The sequence below is a fragment of the Candidatus Poribacteria bacterium genome (genome assembly GCA_016866785.1).
Taxonomy (GTDB): Bacteria; Poribacteria; WGA-4E.
The window spans coordinates 18,835-33,755 of sequence record VGLH01000003.1 but is presented as its reverse complement, the minus strand read 5'-3'; the positions used below and the strand labels follow the sequence as shown (position 1 = coordinate 33,755).

General features: G+C 65.8%; 17 protein-coding genes. 15 read left to right on the top strand and 2 right to left on the bottom strand.

Annotation, left to right across the window (positions count from 1 at the left end; translation table 11 throughout):
- The first annotated feature begins 36 nt into the window (after positions 1 to 36).
- The 14 genes from FJZ36_01005 (at position 37) to FJZ36_00940 (ending at position 11,360) form a co-directional block, all read left to right on the top strand.
- A complete protein-coding gene (locus FJZ36_01005; protein ID MBM3213488.1) occupies positions 37 to 966 on the top strand; it encodes a fumarylacetoacetate hydrolase family protein in 930 nt (309 codons plus the stop codon).
- Positions 967 to 975: 9 nt separating this feature from the next.
- A complete protein-coding gene (locus tag FJZ36_01000; protein MBM3213487.1) occupies positions 976 to 1,377 on the top strand; it encodes a carboxymuconolactone decarboxylase family protein in 402 nt (133 codons plus the stop codon).
- 24 nt (positions 1,378 to 1,401) lie between these two features.
- The gene (locus tag FJZ36_00995; protein MBM3213486.1) at positions 1,402 to 1,770 is read left to right on the top strand and encodes a cupin domain-containing protein; all 369 of its coding nucleotides are present in this window, start codon (positions 1,402 to 1,404) and stop codon (positions 1,768 to 1,770) included.
- A 43-nt stretch (positions 1,771 to 1,813) separates the two neighbouring features.
- A complete protein-coding gene (locus FJZ36_00990) occupies positions 1,814 to 2,509 on the top strand; it encodes a hypothetical protein (protein MBM3213485.1) in 696 nt (231 codons plus the stop codon).
- 122 nt (positions 2,510 to 2,631) lie between these two features.
- Complete coding sequence (locus tag FJZ36_00985; GenBank protein ID MBM3213484.1) at positions 2,632 to 3,369, top strand: metallophosphoesterase family protein; 738 nt, start codon at positions 2,632 to 2,634, stop codon at positions 3,367 to 3,369.
- A 21-nt stretch (positions 3,370 to 3,390) separates the two neighbouring features.
- The gene (locus FJZ36_00980; protein ID MBM3213483.1) at positions 3,391 to 4,047 is read left to right on the top strand and encodes a hypothetical protein; all 657 of its coding nucleotides are present in this window, start codon (positions 3,391 to 3,393) and stop codon (positions 4,045 to 4,047) included.
- Positions 4,044 to 4,598, top strand: a complete 555-nt coding sequence (gene hslV / locus FJZ36_00975) for an ATP-dependent protease subunit HslV (GenBank protein MBM3213482.1) — start codon at positions 4,044 to 4,046, stop codon at positions 4,596 to 4,598. Before FJZ36_00980 ends, hslV begins: the two co-directional genes overlap by 4 nt.
- 28 nt (positions 4,599 to 4,626) lie before the next feature.
- The gene (gene hslU / locus FJZ36_00970; GenBank protein ID MBM3213481.1) at positions 4,627 to 6,078 is read left to right on the top strand and encodes an ATP-dependent protease ATPase subunit HslU; all 1,452 of its coding nucleotides are present in this window, start codon (positions 4,627 to 4,629) and stop codon (positions 6,076 to 6,078) included.
- A gap of 76 nt (positions 6,079 to 6,154) precedes the next feature.
- Positions 6,155 to 6,700, top strand: coding sequence for a hypothetical protein (locus FJZ36_00965; protein ID MBM3213480.1), 546 nt, complete (start codon positions 6,155 to 6,157; stop codon positions 6,698 to 6,700).
- Between the two features lie 22 nt (positions 6,701 to 6,722).
- Complete coding sequence (locus FJZ36_00960; protein MBM3213479.1) at positions 6,723 to 7,865, top strand: ABC transporter ATP-binding protein; 1,143 nt, start codon at positions 6,723 to 6,725, stop codon at positions 7,863 to 7,865.
- Positions 7,849 to 8,721, top strand: coding sequence for an ABC transporter permease (locus FJZ36_00955; protein MBM3213478.1), 873 nt, complete (start codon positions 7,849 to 7,851; stop codon positions 8,719 to 8,721). Before FJZ36_00960 ends, FJZ36_00955 begins: the two co-directional genes overlap by 17 nt.
- Positions 8,722 to 8,805: 84 nt before the next feature.
- On the top strand, positions 8,806 to 9,420 hold the full coding sequence (locus FJZ36_00950; GenBank protein MBM3213477.1) for an RNA polymerase sigma factor: 615 nt from the start codon (positions 8,806 to 8,808) through the stop codon (positions 9,418 to 9,420).
- Between the two features lie 4 nt (positions 9,421 to 9,424).
- Positions 9,425 to 10,261, top strand: coding sequence for a zf-HC2 domain-containing protein (locus FJZ36_00945; GenBank protein MBM3213476.1), 837 nt, complete (start codon positions 9,425 to 9,427; stop codon positions 10,259 to 10,261).
- Between the two features lie 34 nt (positions 10,262 to 10,295).
- Positions 10,296 to 11,360, top strand: coding sequence for a hypothetical protein (locus FJZ36_00940; protein MBM3213475.1), 1,065 nt, complete (start codon positions 10,296 to 10,298; stop codon positions 11,358 to 11,360).
- Positions 11,361 to 11,478: 118 nt separating this feature from the next.
- Here the strand turns inward: FJZ36_00940 and FJZ36_00935 are convergent, their stop codons facing one another.
- Positions 11,479 to 12,477, bottom strand: a complete 999-nt coding sequence (locus FJZ36_00935; protein ID MBM3213474.1) for a Gfo/Idh/MocA family oxidoreductase — start codon at positions 12,475 to 12,477, stop codon at positions 11,479 to 11,481.
- A 206-nt stretch (positions 12,478 to 12,683) separates the two neighbouring features.
- Between FJZ36_00935 and FJZ36_00930 the strand changes: the two genes are divergently transcribed.
- The gene (locus tag FJZ36_00930; GenBank protein ID MBM3213473.1) at positions 12,684 to 13,913 is read left to right on the top strand and encodes a hypothetical protein; all 1,230 of its coding nucleotides are present in this window, start codon (positions 12,684 to 12,686) and stop codon (positions 13,911 to 13,913) included.
- 9 nt (positions 13,914 to 13,922) lie between these two features.
- On the opposite strand, the gene FJZ36_00925 is transcribed toward FJZ36_00930, so the two are convergent.
- Positions 13,923 to 14,909, bottom strand: a complete 987-nt coding sequence (locus FJZ36_00925) for a Gfo/Idh/MocA family oxidoreductase (GenBank protein MBM3213472.1) — start codon at positions 14,907 to 14,909, stop codon at positions 13,923 to 13,925.
- Positions 14,910 to 14,921 lie beyond the last annotated feature (12 nt).

The window sequence follows — 14,921 nt, the reverse complement described above, 5'->3', positions numbered from 1 at the left end:
TATGGAGGGTCGGAGGAGCACGTCAGGAGGCGACGCATGCGGCTCGTGAGCTTTCAGGGCAGATCAGGGACGCATCTGGGAATCGAGGTCGATGGGCGCGTTGTGGACGCGGCGCGGACATACCTCGCCAACATCGACGACGATGGTGGGCTCGCCCTGACGACGATGCAGACGCTGTTGGACGCCGGAGACGCCGGCATGGCTGCTGCCCGTCGAGTGCACGACCTGGCGGCTGCGTCACCCGCCAAGGCGCATTGGACGACGGCTCCCATCGCCGCGCCGGTTCCACGGGCTCCCAAGCTGCTCTGCCTCGCCGGCAACTACGCCGAACACATTCGAGAAGGCGGCGGCGAAGCGCCGGAGAAGAAGACCACGACGCCGCGCGTCTTCATGAAGCCGCCGGGAACGACGACCATCGCGCATGGCGAAGCCATCGTGATCCCTCGGTACGCCGGGTGGATCGACTGGGAAGGCGAGCTCGCGGTCGTCATCGGCAAGCGCGGCAAGTACATCGCGGCATCCGACGCCCTCGACTACGTCGCCGGTTACACGATCCTGAACGACGTCTCCGAGCGGAACCTGCTGCTCGACCGCGAACGCGAACCGCGCGAAGGCGATCGGTGGTTCGACTGGCTCAACGGCAAGTGGCTCGACACCTTCGCGCCGATGGGGCCCTGCCTCGTCACGCGAGATGAGGTTGCGAACCCGGATGACCTGCTGTTGACGCTCCGCGTGAACGGCGTCGAGAAACAGCGGGCGCGCACGAGCGAGATGATCTTCACCTGCGCCGAGCTGGTCGCCTGGATCACGCGCCATATTACCCTCGAACCAGGCGACGTCATCTCGACTGGTACCCCGTCTGGCGTCGGCAAGGCGCGCGGCGAGAAGCTGGCGCATGGCGACGTCGTCGACGTGGAAATCGAGGGGATCGGCGTGCTCTCCAACCCGGTCGTTCGCGAAGCATAGGACTTGCGCATGCCCACCGTGCGACTGGTTCCCGAATCGGAAGCGACCGGCAAGGTTCGCGAGGTGTTCGACGACATCAAGCGCACGCGGGGGCTGGATCGCGTGCCGAACATCTGGCGCGCGCTGGCGACCAATCCCACGCACCTGGAGACGAGTTGGGAGCGACTGAAGCTCATCATGGCGGATGGGGCGCTCGACCGCCGGACGAAGGAGATCATCGCGCTGGCGGTCTCGATCACCAACGGATGCGATTACTGCATCAACTCGCATACGGCGGCACTGCAGCGGCTGGGCTTGACGACCGAGGGGTTGGGCGAGCTGATCGCCGTCGTCGATCTGTTCAACGCGATGAACCGAGTCGCGGAAGCCTATCAGATCGAGCCCGACGTGCGACCCAAAGTCGATCCCTGAGGCGGTGTGAGAGAGGAGGCTTCGATGGCGGAAAGCCATGCGCTAGTGCGCGGTGATGAAGCGCTTGTGGTGCATCTCCCGCACACGGTGCTGCGTTGGCATTGCCACGCAGACAACACGCCGTCGCGGCATCTCGCGCTGGGAACGGCGACGTTCCCGGTGGGCGGGGGCCACGGGCGGCATCGGCATCCGAACGCCGAGGAGATCATCTACGTCGTGAAGGGCTCGGCACGCCAGGGTCTGGGAGACGATGAGTTCTCGATGGAGCCCGGCGACTGCATCCACATCCCGCAGAACGTCGTGCACTACACGAAGAACGTCGGCTCCGGCGAACTGGTCATCATGGTCGGGTTCAGCTCTTCGACGCCGGAGACCATCGAACTCGAGACATGATCGATCGGGCCCGTTCACGGCACGGCAACCCGGAGGACAGATCATGCTTCTCCATCTGATCGTCGCGGCAGCGGCGATGCTGTCGGTCGTTGCCTATGCGCAGAACATCACCATCGACGGGAAGATCGACGACTGGTCGAAAGTACCGGTCGCGGTGTCGGACCCCAAAGACATGACCGCCGCGAACATCCACGGCGACTACAAGGAGATCAAGGTCGCCAGCTCGGACACGACACTGTTCGTCCTCCAGACGGTCTACGGGACGGCGGCTCCCGGCGACGCGTTCCGCTACTACTACCATGTGCTGATCGATGCGGATAACAGCGCCGCCACCGGCATCAAGAACGACGCGTACGAAGGCACTCCGACGGGCGTGAAGGACGTCATCGGGTCCGAGTTCTATATCCAGATCGGACGACGCAACGGCGCAGACGACGGGATCGAGGTCTATCACCTCGAATCCGGCAAGGTCGTCTTCGCCGATTTCCCCCACGCCTACTCCGGCGACTCCATCGAGCTCTCGGTGGACTTCAACAAGTTCGTCGTGCCGCAGGGGTTCCAGCAGACCAAGATGTTCCAGAAAGGGCAGACGATCCGCATCGCCGCGTATCAGGAAGGCAACGCCGACGGGTGGGGCCCGATTGACTGGACGGAGCCGGCGTCCCATATCGTCGGCAAGCCCGCTGCGGTGGAACCGGGCGGCAAGCTGCCGCTGACGTGGGCTGTCCTCCGTCGATAGGCGATCCGCATCGGTGTTGGCTCATCTCGGCTGTAGCCCGCTGCGGAAGTGTCGCGCGGCGGGCTGCCACGATGTCTGTTCCGGTCGTCGCGGTCTGAACGGCGTGCGGTGAGGCGCTCTGCATGAGGGTCGGTATTCTCAGCGATATCCACGCCAACCTGCAGGCGCTCGATGCGGTGCTCCGGGACGCCGCCGCGAGGGATATCGACGGCTGGTGGGTTCTGGGCGACCTGGTGGGGTACGGAGGCGAGCCGACTGAGACGATCCGCCGAGTTGCCGAGTTGCCGATTCTCGCCTGCGTGCGCGGAAATCACGACAAAGTGATCGCGGGCATCGAGGAGCCAACGGGCTTCTCGGTGGACGCCCGAGAGGCGGCGTTGATGTCCCGCGAGCTCATCTCGCCCGAGTCATCGGACTTCCTGGCGTCGCTGCCGAAGGGCCCGGTCGCCGTCGGCGAGGGCGTGTCGATATGCCATGGCGGATGGCACGACGAGGACGCCTACCTGCTCCGCAAGGAGGAGATCGTTACGACGTTCGAGTCGATGCCGGACGACCTGCTGTTCTTCGGGCACACGCACCGGGCGTGCGTGTATGCCGAGTGGCGCGGTTCCATCGGCGAGCTGATCCCGGTTCCCGGTGAAGCCGTCGAGATCCGGTCGGATGCGCGGTATCTGGTGAACCCCGGATCCGTGGGTCAGCCGCGAGATCGGAACCCTCGCGCCGGCTACGCGGTCTACGATGACGAGACGCGGAAGATCGTGCTTCTGCGCGTTCCGTACGACATCGAGACCGCCCAACTGCGCATCTTCGAAGCCCAACTGCCCGCTACAAGCGCGCTCCGACTGGCGGAGGGCAGATAGCTCGTCATGTTCGTAAGACACGTGCCCGCTGTTGCAGGGGCGAGCCTCGTCGGTCTCGCGGCGATGTGGACCGGGAACCGGTGGGTCGTTCTCCTAGGGGCCCTCGTTGCGTGGGCGCTCCTGGGGCGCGTCGCGCTTGGGGCGATGCCACCGGTGCGGTCGGCGCTGGCGTCCGGCGTCGTCGCCGCCTGCATTGTCGCCATCGCTGACACGATGCTCGCGCAGAGCGGAGCGCTTTTCCACCTGAGACCGGAGGTTCCCGGAGCGCCCGTCGCCATCGGCGTCGAAGCCGTTCGGGGGGCGCTGCTCGCCGTGAGCCTGTTCGCCTACGTGACCGTGCGCGAGAAGTCGGGCGTCGCCGCCTCGTCGCTGACAGCCGGCGTCGTGGCGTTGGCGGCGGGAATCGCGTTCGAGGGGGTCGGTTCGCGCGTCGGGCTGTGGCACTGGAACGAATTCGGTGTGCCTGCGGGCTCCGGCATGGTTCCGATGTTCGCCGTGGGAGCGTGGGTCGTCAGCGGAGCGCTGGCGGGCTACCATCTGCGGGAGCCCCAGTGTTCGATCCCGTCTGCGGTTATACCCGTGCTGAGCGGGCTCCGGTCGGGCACGACCTTCGCCGCGTCGCTGCTCGTCCTTTGGGCAGCATTGATCCGATGGTCTGGAAGGGCTCTTTCGCTATGAGAACCGGCGTCGGCTCCGACCTCCGCGCCACGACGATCCTTGCCGTCCGGCGAGATGACCGAATCTCGCTCGGCGGCGACGGACAGGTGACGCTTGGGAGCACGATCGTCAAGGCGCAGAGCTCGAAGGTTCGTCGCATCCACGACGGCAAGGTGCTCGTGGGGTTCGCCGGTTCTGCCGCCGACGCGATGGCGCTCGTCGAGAAGCTGGAAGCCCGGCTCGAAGAGTACCGCGGAAGCCTTCGCCGCGCCGCCGTGGAGCTGGCGAAGGATTGGCGGAGCGACCGAGCCCTGCGCCGACTGGACGCCCAGGTGATTGCGTGCGACGAGAAGGAGTCGCTGCTCGTCTCGGGAACCGGCGACGTGATCGCTCCGGACGACGGCGTCCTCTCCATCGGCAGCGGCGCGCCCAGCGCGCTGGCGGCAGCCCGAGCTCTCGTGACGCACACGACGCTGCCGCCGGAGGAGATCGTCCGCGAAGCCCTACGGATCACGTCCGAAATCTGCGTCTACACGAACGGCAACCTGACGATTGAGAGCATTCCAGAGTGAGAGACCGGCATCCCTGGTGGACGACTCGATGATCGATGCCACACCGGCGACAACGCCTGCCAACCCGTCCGCCGACGAGGCGACGTTTCTCTCGTCGAGCTTGACCCCTCGCGAGATCGTCGCAGAGCTCGACCGATACATCGTGGGACAGGCGCGCGCGAAGCGGGCGGTCGCCATCGCGCTGCGGAACCGGTCGCGGCGCGCGATGCTGCCCGACGACATGCGCGACGAGGTGATGCCGAAAAATATCCTGATGATCGGACCCACGGGCGTCGGCAAGACGGAGATCGCCCGTCGACTGGCGCGTCTGGCGAATGCTCCGTTCGTCAAAGTCGAGGCGTCCAAATACACGGAGGTCGGCTACGTGGGTCGCGACGTCGAGTCGATGATCCGCGACCTGGTCGAGACCGCCGTCGTGCTCGTCAAGGCGTCGCATCGCGACGAGGTGCGGTCGCGCGCGGAGGCGGCTGTCGAGGATCGCCTGCTCGATGCCTTGTTCCCGACGCCGCCGTCCATCCGCGAGGAGATGGACTCGGAATCGGGATGGGAGAGCGACGACGCGGAGGGAGCGTCGGACGCCGACGCGGCGCGAAAGCGGTTCCAGCGGAGTCGTGAGCGGATGCGCGTCCGGCTCCGCAGCGGAGACCTCGAAGACCGGACCATCGACTTGGAGGTGCAGGTTCGACCGGCTCCGTTCATCGAGTTGCTGACCCCAGGCGGCGTCGAGGAGATGGACATCAACCTCAAGGAGCTCCTCGGCGGGATGATGCCCAAGCAGACGCGCCGACGGCGATTGACCGTCGCGGAGGCGCGCCCGATCCTGCTCGACGAGCTGTCCGACCAGTTGATCGACATGGACCGCGTCGTCTCCGAGGCGATCCAGCGGACGGAAGACCACGGCATCATCTTCCTCGATGAGATGGACAAGATCGCGGGCAGAGAGTCGCGGTCGGGTCCCGACGTGTCGCGGGAGGGCGTTCAGCGGGACATCCTGCCCATCGTCGAGGGATGCGCCGTGACGACGAAGTACGGCACGGTTCGGACGGACCACGTGCTCTTCATCGCGGCGGGAGCGTTCCATGTCGCGAAGCCGTCGGACCTGATCCCGGAGCTCCAGGGCAGGTTCCCGCTGCGCGTCGAACTGAATAGCCTGACCGAGCAGGATTTCTGCCGTATCCTGACGGAGCCCCGAAACGCGCTCGTGTCGCAGTACGTCGCGCTGATGGGGACCGAGGGCATCGACTGCACGATGACCCGCGACGCGGTAGAGGAGGTCGCCGCGTTGGCGTTTCAGGTGAACGAGCGCACGGAGAACATCGGCGCGCGCCGACTGCACACGATCATGGAGCGCCTCTTCGAGGAGGTCTCGTTCACCGCGCCGGAACGACGCGGCGAATCGGTCACCATCGACCGCGATTACGTGCGCCGCGAGCTATCGGACATCGTCCGAGACGAGGACCTGAGCCGGTATATCCTCTGACCCAGCGTGGACGCGTCCGCGCCAATCCAACCGGCTCCTGTCGGACGTACGGCGGCAGAGAGTAAGGAGGTGCGCCGTGGTTGTCGTTGGTGAACTGCTCGACTTCTGCGCCGACATAGAACTGCGCGTCGCCCGGCTTTACGCCGACTTCATGTTCCGCACCGGAACCGAAGACGACCGCGTCGCTCAGTTCTGGGAGACGATGAGCGTTCAGGAGTGGGGGCATCACATCGTCGTCCACTTCTCACGGTCTCTGTGCGAACGGGCAGAGATACTCCATGATGTCGTTCGTGGCATCGACCGCGACGCGCTCGCGCGAGTGGAACGGGACCTGGAAAGCTGCGAGGCGTCGGTCCGTGAGCCGGCGTTTAGCCTGGAGACGGCGTTCCGTGCTGCCATCGCCTTCGAGAGCGGAGAAGCCGACGCGATCTACCTGGGCTTGATCAGAACCGTGCGTCGAGCTGCCGAACGACTCGGCGAACGCCATGTGCTCGTGCGGATCGAGCGCACGGAAGACGGGATCGAGAAGCATGTCGAGAGCCTGGTGAAGGCGATCATCCGTCTGGGCGGGAGCCCGGAACTGGTTCGCCACGCCCGCCAGACGCTGAACGTGGTCGGCTGATGACCGCTGGATCGAGGTGTCCGTGAGTCGGGGTCGCGGCGAAGTCACGCTCGACGGCATCCGCAAGTCGTTCGGCACGGTCGCCGCCGCCGATGACGTATCCTTCCACGTCGAAGGCGGGCAATTCTTCTCGCTGCTGGGTCCCAGCGGCTGCGGCAAGACCACGATTCTGCGGATTATCGCCGGGTTCGAGCGCCCAGATTCGGGAAGCGTGCTGCTCGATGGTGTATCGGTCCAGGACACGCCGCCGTACCGCCGCGACGTGAACACCGTCTTTCAGCAGTACGCGCTCTTTCCCCATCTGACAGTCGTCGAGAACGTCGCGTTCGGCTTGGAGGTGAAGGGAACGCCTCGGCGCGAGGCGCGCACCCGCGCCGAATCCGCGCTAGAGCGAGTGAAACTGCCGGGGTACGGGTCGCGTCGGACGAGCCAACTGTCCGGCGGCGAGCAGCAGCGCGTCGCGCTGGCGCGCGCTCTGGTGAACCGACCCTCGCTCCTGCTCCTCGACGAGCCGCTCGCCGCCCTCGACCTGAAGCTCCGAAAGCAGATGCAGGAAGAGCTCAAGGCGCTCCAGCGCGATGTCGGTATCACGTTTCTCTACGTGACCCACGACCAGGAAGAGGCGATGACGCTCTCCGACCGCATCGCCGTCATGCGCGCGGGGAGAGTCCAGCAGATGGGCTCCGCCGAAGAGATCTATGCGATGCCTCGGAACCGATTCGTCGCCGACTTCATCGGAACGACCAACTTCGTCGAAGGCGACGTGGTCCGCCGCAACGGTCGGAGCGTGCTGCTCGCCGTCCCGAACGGCGAATCGCGTCACGAGCTGTGGGCGACGGCAGCGGCATCGACGGCTGACGGAGCGCGCGTTGCCGCAAGCCTTCGACCCGAGCGCATCGCCGTGCGAACGACAGGCAACGGCGACGCCGATCCTGCCGTCAACCGCGTCGACGGGACCGTAGCGGAAGCCGTCTACCTCGGCGCGTCGGTGCGCTACCGAATCGCGCTGGGTCCCGGCTTCTCCCTGCTGGCTCAGTCGAGCAGCGATCCTGGGACGTGTCGGTTCCCCGCTGGGACGCGCGTCAGCGTCGCCTGGTCGCCGGAGGACCTGCGAGTTCTGGAGGACGATGGGCTCTGGGAGCGGGACGATGCTACGGCTCCGTAGCGCGCACGAGCCGAATCCCTATCTGATCCTCCTAGCGCCAGCCGGCGTGTGGCTGGTCATCTTCTTTCTCGCGCCGATGGCGATCATGTTCGCGTATTCCTTCCTGACGCGCATGCCTTCGGGAGCCGTCGCGTGGGAGCTCCAGCTTGGGAACTACGCCCGTCTGGCGCGCCCCTTGGGAGACGAGTTCCCTCCCGCCTACGTTCTCATGGCGCTGCGTTCGGTCGGCATCTCGCTGCTGACGACGCTGCTCTGCCTTGCCATCGGCTACCCGTTCGCCTACGGCTTGGCGCGGTCCTTCCCTCGGCGGCGCGATGCCCTGCTGCTGCTCGTGGTTCTGCCCTTCTGGACGAACTTCCTCATCCGAACCTACGCCTGGCGGTTCATGCTCTGGAGGAACGGTCTGTTCGACGTGGTCGCCCAGACCCTGGGGTTTGGAAGCGCGGTTCTGCACGGCACCGAGACCGCCGTCGTTCTGGGGCTCGTCTATGGCTACCTGCCGTTCATGATCCTTCCGCTCTACGCGACGCTGGAACGCATGGACCCCTCGCTGGTACAGGCTGCGCTCGACCTGGGCGCGACGCCGGCGACGGCGTTCCGCCGCGTCACGCTGCCGTTGAGCCTGCCGGGGATCGTCGCGGGATCCGTCCTCGTGTTCGTTCCCAGCGCCAGCGCGTTCGTCACGCCGAAGCTCCTGGGCGGCGCGAAGACGATGATGCTCGGAGAGCTCGTCGAGCTCCAGTTCAAGACCATCCGTGACTGGCCCTTCGGTTCCGCTGTCGGCTTCGTGCTGATGCTCCTCGTTGTCCTGGCGACGGCGGCGTACTTCCGCGCCGTCGGCGCCGAAGACAACTGACGCCCGCCGTCGAGATTCTCCGAACCATTTTGCGTTCGCCGGTGTCACACCGTACGTCCACGGAAACGGCGCGCGGGAGGCGGGATGCGTCCATTGCGGAGCGCTCGACGAGCGACAGCCGACGACAGACGGATGCGCCGGCTCATGGAAGACGGCAGCGAGAAGGGCTTCGCCGCGCTGGTCGAGCGGTGGCGGGAGCCGATCCAGCGGCTCTGCGCGCGGATGGTCGGCGACTGGCATGTCGGCGAGGACCTGGCGCAGGACGTGTTTACGCAGCTCTATCTGTCGCGCTCGACGTTCCGAGGCGAGTCGAGTCTTTCGACGTTCGTCTGGCGGATCGCCGTGAACCGTTGCCGGAACGAGCTCCGTCGTGCCAGTCGCAGTGTCGTCGAACTGCCCGGGGACGAAGCTATCGAGGAACCTGCATCGGCGTCGGCGGCCCCCGACATGGCAGTCGTCGGGGCGGAACGGCAGCAGATCGTGCGCGACGCCCTGCAGCGGCTCCCGGAGCATCTGCGCGTTGTCGTCGTCCTGCGCCACTACGAAGACCTGAAGTGTCGCGAAGTCGCCGAAGTATTGGACATCCCGGAGGGAACCGTGAAGTCGCGCATGGCAGAAGCCCTGACGCGACTGGCGCGAATGCTGCCCGATCCCGCAGAACCACCGAGCCGGGGCGAGAGACAGTCAGAAGGAAGGTAACACCATGGAGCATCCGGCCCGCGAAACGCTCGTGTCCTATCTGTACGACGAGCTCGACGGATCGGCATCCGAGGACGTGAGGCATCACATCGCCGAGTGCGATGCCTGCCACGCCGAGATCGAGGGATGGCGGCGAGTCGTCGAGTTCCTCGGCGAGGATCAGGCGCCATCGATGCGGTCGCGTCCGGCAGTCGGGCTTTGGCGTGCCGCGCAGATCGCGGCTGCGGCGCTCATCGTCTTTGCGACGGGGCTCGTGATTGGCTGGAGCTCGCGGCATGACGCGCAGGCGCTGAATCAAGCTGTCGCGGGACTGCGCGAGGAGTTGGGCTCGTCGGTGCGCAACTCCGTGATCCGGTCGCTGGAACCCGAGCTCGCCCGTCGCATCGACGCGCGCGTGGCGGAACGCGTTCCGGAGGTCGTTTCGGCTCAGCTTGAAGGGACGCTTCCGGGAGCCGTCGATGCCCAGGTCCAGCAAGCCAGGTCGGAAGTCGAAGGAATCCTCCGCGACGGATACGCGCGAGACGTCCGGCGGCTGGCGAACTACACGATCCACGCCGCCGATCAGCGGACGAACGCGTCCCTCGTCGCGTTCGCCGAAGCGTTCAACGCGAGCCGCCTGGAGGATCGACAGGCGCTCATCGACTGGCTCCGACGCGCCGAGCAGGACCGAGCCGACGAACTGCAGATCGTCCGACAGGACATGACGGCGCTGGCAGCGCTCACCGGCGACGAACTCACCCGAACGCGGCAGCAGATCGCGCGCCTGATCGCCTACGCCGCCCCCTCAGAAGGCGCTGGGGAACCATCGTACCGTTCACACGATGCGCAGAAGGGACAATGACATGACGTTCAGATGCTGGTCAGTCGGAGCAGCCATGGCGGTGATCGCGTTCGCTGGATCGGGAACGGCTCACTCGGAGGAACCTTCGACATCGGAACCTGCGTCGGCGCGACCCGCCCCTGTTGTCGCAGCCCCCGCGCTGCCCGCTTCGACCGGGCGGATCGAGATCGTAGTCCCAGACGAGGTCATCGAGTCGATTCCGAGGATCGCCGCCGAGGTGAAGACGGCGGTCGGAGACGGCTTGCGTCAGGCAACGGTTGAGATCGAGAAGGCGCTTCGTGTGGCAGAAGACACCGTCGCGCAGGCAACATCCGGGGCGTCTGCGAGCGTCGCCGAAGCCGCCAGGGCGCTGCCGAACGTCAGGTTCCTATCCAACAGCAGCGGTGCCGGTTCTCAGTCCATCGTGAGATTCACGCCTGCTCCAGACTCCTTCATGGCAGACATGACGATGGACCTCGCCGTCTTGTCGAAGGTGGTCCAGAAATCGGTCGGCGATCAGCTCGGCGGCGGCATGGGAATGGGGACGTTTGTGTCCGCGTTGGGCGGCTCTTCGGGCAGCGTTCAAGCCACGTACGTCGAGGGGTTCGGCGTCTTGTGCTCTATGTCCGTTGTTTTCCCTCTCGCTCCGGGCGCTGTACCCGCTCCTGCACTGCAGCAGCCGGCTCCGCCGACGTCGCTTTGGGATCGCACGCTGCTGGAGCTCCGTTCAGCGGACGATCCGATGTCGCGCGAGCGTGAGATGCGTCTCATCGTTCCATCGCAACCTACCGAGCCCTACGATGCGGGCAAGGTCGAGTGGCTCAAGGCATCGCTGAGGACGATTCTCCAGGAGTCCGCGCGTCTACGTGGACTTGGGCCCGACGAGTGGATCGCCATCGTCGTTCGGGGAGTCGCATCACCGGGAGGGGACGTCGTCACGCGGTCCTCTAACGCCCGTATCGAGCATTACGGGACGACCTACTCGCTTGCGGGGAGAGTGGCCGAAGGGCCCTCGTCGGTCCTGACCATGCGGGTCCGCAAGCGGGAGCTCGACGAGTTCGCGGCGGGCAGGCTGACCGAGGACTTTCTGGAGGAGAGGATGCAGACGGCGGTCTACTGAGTGGTGCGGGCTCGCGTGAAGTGATCGTCTCGTAGGGGCGGGTCTCAGACCCGCCCCTACTGCGTCGTGCCGCTCGCGCGTGCGATGGCACCGCGCGGCAGACGACTGAGTTAGGTTCCTACGCGAGAACGAACGTGTCGTTTTGGACGAAAACGAGCTTGCCGGAGTCCATCGACCGCGTCGCGGCGATCATGATCTTCTGAGTCTGGACCGCGTCGGCGTAGGGGGCGCGGATTTTCGACCCGTCGCCGCTCTTCACGGCGTCGATGTAGATGCGATCTTCCTCGACGTACGGATTCACCGTGCTGGCGATCTCCTCGCGCTTGTCCGAGCCCGTCACGAAGACCGCCCTGCCTTGCGAGATGTCCGCTGACAGGTCTCGTCCGAACACCTCGATCTTGACGCGCGACCACCCCGACAGACAGCACGCCGACTGGATGTTGGCGATGGTTCCGTTGTCGAACGTGATGTTCACGAAGCTGATGTCTTCGATGTCGTAGTTGGGCACTTCCGCCATCCCGCCCTTCGCGGCGACGGCGTGGACGCTGACGGCATCGGCTTGGAGCAGGTACCGGCACACGTCGAACACGTGGGTCGTCTGCTCGACGTGCTGCCCGCCCGACTGCTTGCGGACGCGCCACCACGGCGTTCCGGGCATCCCGCCCATCCAGGCTCCCAGCGCACCGAGAACCTTGAAGCTCGTCAGGCGCTCGCGCGCCTGGTGGACGGCGTCGCTGTAACGCCAGTTGTAGCCGACGCTGGTGAGCAGACCCTTGCGGCCCACGGCGTCGCGGATGCGCAGGCAGGTGTCGATGTCGACGTCGATGGGCTTCTCGATGAAGAGCGGGATGCCCTTGTCGACGGCGATGAGCTCGGGCTCGCCGTGCGCGAACGGCGGCAGGCAGATGTAGACCGCGTCGAGCTGCTCCTTGTCGAGCATCTCTTGGTAGTTCGTGTAGGCGTTGCCGCCGAAGTCCTTCGCGCGGGATTCCGCGCGCTCCTTCTGCACGTCGCACATCGCGGCGAACTCGACGTCGTCGAAGCCCTTGAGGTTGCTCAGATGATTCCCGGCGATGCCGCCCGTCCCGATGAATCCGACTTTGACCTTGGCTGGCATGAGAGGCGTCTTCCCTTCTTCGCCATACGGTTGCGTCCCGGTCGCTGGAGTCGCATGCCTTGCGGCGTAGGAGCGATCTTAGCACCTCGCCGCATTGTGCGGAACCGACAGGTTCTCGCGCGACATTCGGAGGGCGGCTATAATGGTCATCGCGCGGCGGCGGGCGAGATCCGCGATGTCCACACACCAGGGAAGGGAGACCCACGATGCCTATCAGCCCGGAAGAGCGTACGTTGCTACGCGACCTTGCGCGTCGCGTCGCCGACGTCGCCGACCTGCCGATCATGGCGCAGCGCCGCGAGATGTGGAAGAAGCACAACAGCCTCCAGCGCGTCCGCCCGATGGTTCTTATCTTCCCGGAGGGCTCGTGGGGCGAGCTGCTGCCTCAGAGCGAGTTGAAGTGCTCGGACCCCCACGCCCGGAGCATCGAGTGGACGCTTCGGAGCCGTCTCTACTACCACGAGCATCTCGACGACGACACGGTCATCGAGAAGGAATGGATCGTTCCCAAGGTCACCCATCGCACTGGATGGGGCATGTCCGGCAAACGGGTTCCCAGCACGACGGCGCGCGGAGCCTGGGCGTTCGATCCCGTGATTCACGAACCGGCGGACCTCAAGAAGCTCACCTTTCCGGTCGTCACGTACGACGAGCCCGCCACGATGCAAGCGCTGGAGCAGGCGCGGGACCTTCTCGGCGACATCCTCAACATCCGGCTCAAAGGTGTCAGCCACGTCTCGTTCCACCTGTTCAACATCTACTGCGACCTGCGGGGTTTGGAGCAGGTGTTCTGGGACATGTCCGAGAACCCGAACATGCTCCACGACGCCATGGCGTTCCTGGAGGAGGGACACCACAACCTCATCCGGCAGTACGTCGATCAGAACCTGCTGAGCCTCAACAACGACGCGACGTACCACTCGACCGGCGGGAACGGCTACACGGACGAGCTGCCGCTGTCCGACTACGACCCGGAGCGGATCCGTCCCTGCGATATGTGGGCGTCCGCCGAGGCGCAGGAGCTCGACCCCGTCTCGCCGGAGATGCACGAGGAGTTCTCGCTGCAATATGAGAGACGCCTGCTCGCGCCGTTCGCGCTCAACGGCTACGGCTGCTGCGACGACCTCGTGAAGAAGCTGGACTACGTGTTCCAGATTCCTGGGATCCGCCGCATCTCCATCGCGCCGTTCGCGGATGTTGACGAGGCGGCTGAGCGGTTGGGGCCCAACTACATCTTCTCGTGGAAGCCGAAGCCGGCGTTCCTGGTGGGATCGTTCGATCCGGAGAAGGTCCGCGCCGACATCCGGCACACGCTCGATGTGTCGCGGGACTGCGTCGTCGAGATGGTGCTCAAAGACACGCACACGTGCGAGCACCACCCCGAGCGCTTCTGGGAGTGGACGCGCATCGCCAAAGAGCTCGCGGAGGAGTACTAGAGTCGGGAATCAGGACTCGCCCGGGTAGCGCAAGCCCCAGTCGCGGCGGAGCTCCGTCAGCGTCTGTATGATGGAAACCGTCTCGTCGAGCGGCATGATTTCGCTCTCAAGCCGCCCCTCGCGCAGGCACGACATGACCTCGGCAGCCTCGTAGTTGTACCCGTTGCCGACGTACGTGCACGGAATCTGCTCCGGTTCCCCGACGGACACGGTCAGCGACTTGGGAACCCACCATGGCTTGTCAACGCGGATCGACCCGTTCGCGCCGAGCACATACGCCTCCTGAGGCGTAGTCGTCCGGATGGACGTGTAGAGAACCGCCATGCGCGGGGCGTCGTAGCTCAGCACGATGCCGGCGTGCTCGTCCACTGCCGTCTCGCCGATGCACGCCAGCGACGTGGCGCGGCGCGGCGTCCCGAAGATCATCGACGCCAGCGATACGGGATAGACGCCCACATCCAGCAGCGCCCCGCCCCCGAGCTCCGGGTTGAACAGACGGCTCCGGGGGTTCGCGCTGCCTGCTCGGAACCCGAAGTCCGCCGTCAGCATCTGGAGCTCGCCGAGGACGCCTTCTGCCAGAAGCCGCCGTAGCTCGACGATGGCGGGCAGGAACCGCGACCACATCGCCTCCATGAGGAACACCTGGCGCTCGCGGGCGCAGGCGACCATCTCTCGCGCTTCGGCGTCGTTGATGGCGAAGGGCTTCTCGCACAGAACCGGCTTGCCCGCTTCGAGGCAGAGGATCGTGTTGTCGCGGTGCAGCGAGTGAGGTGTCGCGACGTAGATCGCATCGACGTCGGGGTCGTGCGCCAGCGCTTCGTAGGAGGCGTGTCGGTTCGGCGCGTCGTACTCGCGACCGAAGGCGTCCGCCGTCTCCTGCCGGCGCGACCCAACGGCGACGAGCCGCGCGTCGGGCAGCGCCCGAAGCCCTTGCGCGAACTTCCGCGCGATGCTGCCGGTTCCCAAGATGCCCCACCGGATCGTGTCCATGCTCATTCCTCCTTGGCA